General features: G+C 39.9%; 6 protein-coding genes. All 6 read left to right on the forward strand.

Annotation, left to right across the window (positions count from 1 at the left end):
* The first annotated feature begins 193 nt into the window (after positions 1-193).
* A complete protein-coding gene (locus KZA12_RS15095; RefSeq protein WP_373416638.1) occupies positions 194-409 on the forward strand; it encodes an HNH endonuclease in 216 nt (71 codons plus the stop codon).
* Positions 410-411: 2 nt separating this feature from the next.
* Complete coding sequence (locus KZA12_RS14590) at positions 412-882, forward strand: SMI1/KNR4 family protein (RefSeq protein ID WP_218690730.1); 471 nt, start codon at positions 412-414, stop codon at positions 880-882.
* Between the two features lie 117 nt (positions 883-999).
* Complete coding sequence (locus tag KZA12_RS14600; RefSeq protein WP_373416639.1) at positions 1,000-3,405, forward strand: VENN motif pre-toxin domain-containing protein; 2,406 nt, start codon at positions 1,000-1,002, stop codon at positions 3,403-3,405.
* Positions 3,406-3,414: 9 nt separating this feature from the next.
* Positions 3,415-3,981, forward strand: a complete 567-nt coding sequence (locus KZA12_RS14605) for a hypothetical protein (protein ID WP_218690732.1) — start codon at positions 3,415-3,417, stop codon at positions 3,979-3,981.
* Between the two features lie 545 nt (positions 3,982-4,526).
* Positions 4,527-5,129 (forward strand): hemagglutinin repeat-containing protein, encoded by a 603-nt coding sequence (locus tag KZA12_RS14610; RefSeq protein WP_218690733.1) that lies wholly within the window; start codon positions 4,527-4,529, stop codon positions 5,127-5,129.
* A 57-nt stretch (positions 5,130-5,186) separates the two neighbouring features.
* Positions 5,187-5,387: hypothetical protein (locus KZA12_RS14615; RefSeq protein ID WP_218690734.1), on the forward strand; the 201-nt coding region annotated here is incomplete at its 3' end.

Raw genomic sequence — 5,387 nt, forward strand, 5'->3', positions numbered from 1 at the left:
ATCATGTTGCAGACTCTTTTGGAGAGTTTATGGATATGTTACACGAATAGTAAGTTATTTAAGGGTTGAAACCAAAGGATTTGTTAGTCTAATAAATATACTGGACAAATGATTAGTTCAATAAAGGGCGAGTATTAACTCGCCCTTTATACATTTTAATAAAGTAATTTACACCCAAAACCCCGATGGCAGTATCAAACGGTCAGGTAATGGATGGGCAACCAGCACAGATAAGTTTACAGAACAACAATTAAAAGATATGAAATCTAGCAAGAAAAAAATAGAAGGATACACTTGGCATCATAATGCTAAATCTTCGCCCAGTAATATGCAACTTGTGCCTTTTGAGATTCATAAATCACGAGCAGTTCCACATACGGGACAGAACTCAATGAAAAATGGGAGATAATTATGCAGTTAAAAATTTATAGAGATAATGGTGTTCTCTCTAAGGAAGTTTTTAGTACTGTAGAAAAAAAAATAAATTATTTTTTTCCAAGTTTATACGAGAAAATAGTTATAAAACATGACGGAATGCGTCTATATAATAACATTTTTGATTTTACTAATGTATATGGGGAAGTAGATGAAAGAGATGTTAACTTTTTAAGTTTTGATAATAGTGAAGTCGAAAATATTCTTGCTGAACAATATGTATCAGACCCTAAGTATGCAGGAGTACCTCACTTAGTAGCATTTGCAATTTGTGCCAATGGTGATTATGTTTGTTTTGACTATCGAGACGATCCAACAGGTAATAATCCTAAAGTAGTATTAATGTATCATGATGATCATATAGAAAATGAAGATGGTACTACTTCTATGGTAGTTAACCATGTAGCAGACTCTTTTGAAGAGTTTATGGATATGTTGCATGAGTAATTTCATATAGTGTGACAAACGAGTGTAATAATTACAAAAAAAGCTACGACTCTATAAGACTCGTAGCTTTTTTACGCCAATAGCCAAGTCAACGTCGGTGGCACCACTACCTTCGACATCGGTAATGACGTCAATATCAAAGGCGGGGTCATCAACACCAATAAAGCCCAAGGCCAAATCCTTGGCGACGTCAACATTGAATCGCTACAAGACACCGCAACCTACGACAGCAATCAAAAGAACATACGCTTTACCGCTGATATCGCTTTAGAGGGCGCAGGTTCAAGCTTATCGCTTAATGGTGGCAAGACCAATGTCAACGCTGACTACAAGGCAGTAGGCGAACAATCTGGCATCTTCCCTGGCGACGGTGGATTTGATCTGGTTGTTGACGGTAAAACCACACTGATAGGTGGGGCGATTACTACGACCGAAGCTGCAAAACTAGCCGGACGTAATAACTATATTAGCAAAGGCGGTATAACTACACAGGACATCGAGAATACCAGTAGCTATGAGGGTGATGCTATTCAGGTTGGTGTTAGCCTCGGCATGACTGAGAAAAAACCACAAGGCGGTCTTAATGGTTTAGGTTATGGCACAGACAGTGATAGTGACAGTAGCATCACCAAAGCTGGTATTACGGGCATCGCAGGCAACAGTGGTATCACTACCGACAACCAAGCCGAGTATGCAGGCGCACTTGAGAATGTGTTTGAGGCAACAAGAGTCAATGAGGAGCTTGGGGCGCAGACGGAGATTACGCAAGCCTTTGATCAAGAGCGGCGTAAGGTTAAGACGGATATAAATGCAAAAGAGAAGATTTTAAGAGATGAAGCTGAAGAAGCTTATAAGAATGGAGATGATCAAGTAGGAAATGAGAAACTAGCAGCAGCTAATCGAGTAAAAAATCAAGGATTGCTTTTCGATAGTATCTCTGGCGCTATCTATGGACCAAATAGTAACGGCGTTACAGGCTATGTTGCTAAAGCTGCAAGTCCGTTTGTCTCTAATCAGATAGGTCAGTATTATAAAGAGCTTGCAGATGGACAAGGTGGTAGTCTCACTGGTGCTCAGCAAGCAGGCCACATATTAGCCCATGGCATTCTAGGCGCTGCGACCAGTTCTGCTACGGGAAATGATGTCTTAACAGGTGGATTATCCGCTGGAGCAGGAGAAGCGACTGCACCTCTCATATCTAAATTCCTCTATGGTACTACTGACCCTAGTAAGCTGACCGCTGAGCAAAAGGATACTATTAGTAGTATTACAAGCGCTCTTGGTGCTGGTATTGGTCTCACAACAGGTAATGTTTCTGACGCAGTAAACGCAGCTGAAACAAGCAAGGTAGCGGTTGAGAATAACCATTTAAACTATAAAGATACTCTAGCTCGTGAATCATGGAAAAGCATATTAGAAGGTTGCGAAGGTAGTCAAAGCAAATCCTGCATGTCAGCTAGAGAAGAAGTTTTAAAATTGAATGCAAAAGATGCGTTTCAGAGAGAAGTTTTAATTGCAGCATGTAGTAACCCAACAAGTGCGAATTGCACAGCTGCAAAAAAAGAAGCTTTAGCAATGTATAAAGAGCTGTCTGATGCTGCCCGTCCGAAGGGTGTAAATAGTGCTTTTGGCAAAGAAAAGAATGAGCTAGGCGGCACCTTAAGTTCATTGCCTACCGGAACAATTACCGCTATAGACCCTTATGAAGATTATCTTAAAACATTTGAAGGTCGATTAGCAAAAAGTACTGCTGAGGGTTTAATACTAGAAATAGAAGGCCTCGCAGTTGCAAGGCTACTACAACCTTTAACTAAGGCAGGCTCAAAAGCTTATGATGCTACAAGGAAATGGAGAGGTGGTGAGGTTGCATTAGCTTCAGCTATTAACAAAAATGTTAGATCATTAAGCCCTTCTGACTTAAAACTCTTAGATGATTATCTTCTAGGGAAAAAGGCATCACCTATAACTTACGCTGATAGAGCGCGTCAATCAAATGCTAATGTTAGTAAGTCACTTAATGATATAGGTAAGAGAAATTTAGGTACTAGTACCAACGTTAGAGCAGAAGACATCAAGAGTTTAGTTGTGGAACACTCGAAGAGCAACCCAAGTCCTTTAACTGATGCTGGTGCAAAGAGTATTATGCGTGAAGCGTTACCTCAAGGAACCTCTTATCGTGTCGCAGGTGATGAGGTTGCTGGACCAGATGTCTTTGTAGATGCTCTTACCACGGGTAAAAATCAAACTACTATACAAGTTAAATCAGTATCTGGTAGTCCACGAGCATTTGAAAGCCAAGTTAAAAATGATTTGGATAAACCTATATCTTCTAATGGCGGTAGCAAAATCATTGCTGTTCAAGTTCCAGCGGGTTCAGACGCTGCTAAAATTCAAAATCTACAAGGCAAGTTAGGCAATTTCTCAGAAACTAAAGTTGCAGGTCGTCAAATTATCGTAGTTGACAGTAAGGGTGAAGTTCTTATTCCATTAACACCAATGAGTCAATTTTCTAAAAGAAGATAGGAGTTTTTAATGAGTATTTCATACAGCTATGTAAATGTTGAAAGCTTTAAAATGTTACATATCGGTGAGGGTAGAAGTGGGTGGCATCATTGGGGGTTAATGGATCATGAAGGAGTTATTATTAGATTACATTATCTAGGCTATCCCAAAGTTAAACATTGTTGGTTGCCTTACTGCTTATTAAAAAAATTATATACTGCTTTTGATGATATCGGCACATATGTAGGTATTTTATTTCCAGGAGATCTTTATGAGATATTCATTAGTCAAAAATTTACTGATGAAGAAAGTGAGGCAATGTATGATGAAAGAAAGGGATGTTTTGCTTTAAACACTTATGAGGATGAAGATGGTTATATACACTTAACTCCCTTATTACCTGAATTACTTGATATGAATACTTTGGAAAAAATAGCTAGAGATCCTGCATTAGATATTACGCTTTTCGATGAAATGCACAATAGCATAATTCTGGATCGAAAAATTTGGAGTCATAAGCATGGTAGATGGTCTCAAGAGTGGTTTGATTATTGTGACAAGTTAATTGCTAAAGATCCGAATCTACAACGTTTTTAATAAAGTAGAAGATAATAAAGTAAAAATACTGGGGTTGATAGACGAGCTTAAGCTTATTCTTGAAGCAAACCACGATGCGTCTATTTTTGAACTAGATAAATTGAAAAATATTGTTAAAGACAAAAATTATACAAAATCTAATATTAATATAAATTTCAGTTCTACATTTAGAAGAGTACAGGAGATAGGTATATATAATGATAGCGTTGATAGGTTATTCGATGAGTTTTACAGTTTTACTCTAGCCTATCAATAGCGCGTAAATTAGATGGAGCTTTCCACACCCAGAATCTTAAAGTTATTCAATGAGATCTCTTTACCTAACTGTAAAGCTGTATTTACTTCTGCCAAGGGACAAGGCACGAACCTAACCTGTATAAAACAATAACCCATGTCCTGCATATTTCCAGTCCAATAAAGCGCTCAAATCTAAAGGCCATGCTTTTTATTTTCTTTCTCTTTTAAACAGCCTCATTGACAGTGCTAAGAGCATTAACAGCTTAGTTGACGCTGGAGGTAACACCGATAGCACGCGCGTGAAAGGCATGGCAGCAGTGGCTGGTGCATTAAAAGCCAAAGCGCTGGCTGCCGAGGCTGATAAAGCCGCACAAGGACTCCTTGATAACGGTATCAATGCAGATAGCTTAAAAGAACTTGGCAACACCCGCATTCAAGCCACCATCGGTAGTCAAAAGAGTCAATCCAACAGCTCAAGCGACACTGAGCAAAACCAAGCCTCAAGCATCATCACCAACAACCTAGCTCTGATTGCTACAGGCGGTGGCACTGATAGCAATATCAACATCAATGGCAGTAATCTTAACGTCACCAACGACGCGCTGTTCCAAGCGGATAACAACTTAAATATTAACGCCGTGGCACAAAACAGTAATACTCGTAGTGATAACTCAAACTCAAGTGCGGCTATTGGGGGCTATGCATCAACAGGTAGCGGTGTCGGTATAACGGCCAACGCTAGCAAAGGCAAAGGGTTTGCTAACAGCGACTCAGTGACCTATGCCAATAGCCAAGTCAACGTCGGTGGCACCACTACCTTTGACATTGGTAATGACGTCAATATCAAAGGCGGGGTCATCAACACCAATAAAGCCCAAGGCCAAATCCTTGGCGACGTCAACATTGAATAGCTACAAGACACCGCAACCTACGACAGTAACCAAAAGGATATAGGCTTCACCCTTGATGTGGCTTTAGAGGGTGCAGGGTCTAGCTTATCGCTTAATGGTGGCAAGACCAATATCAATGCCGACTATAAAGGCGTGGGTCAGCAGTCGGGCATCTTCACAGGGGATGGTGGCTTTGATCTAGAAGTTGGCGGTAAAACTACTTTAATTGGTGGGGCAATTACCACCACTGACAAAGCCCTAGAATTGGGTCTAAACAAA

The sequence above is a fragment of the Psychrobacter sp. BF1 genome (assembly GCF_019279065.1).
In the GTDB taxonomy this organism is placed as follows: Bacteria; Pseudomonadota; Gammaproteobacteria; order Pseudomonadales; family Moraxellaceae; genus Psychrobacter; species Psychrobacter urativorans.

Excerpts from the sequence above, each read along its gene's own strand:
- KZA12_RS14610 (WP_218690733.1), top strand. The coding sequence starts at position 4,527 with ATGGCAGCAGTGGCTGGTGCATTAAAAGCCAAAGCGCTGGCTGCCGAG.
- KZA12_RS14605 (WP_218690732.1), top strand. The coding sequence starts at position 3,415 with ATGAGTATTTCATACAGCTATGTAAATGTTGAAAGCTTTAAAATGTTA.
- KZA12_RS14590 (WP_218690730.1), top strand. The coding sequence starts at position 412 with ATGCAGTTAAAAATTTATAGAGATAATGGTGTTCTCTCTAAGGAAGTT.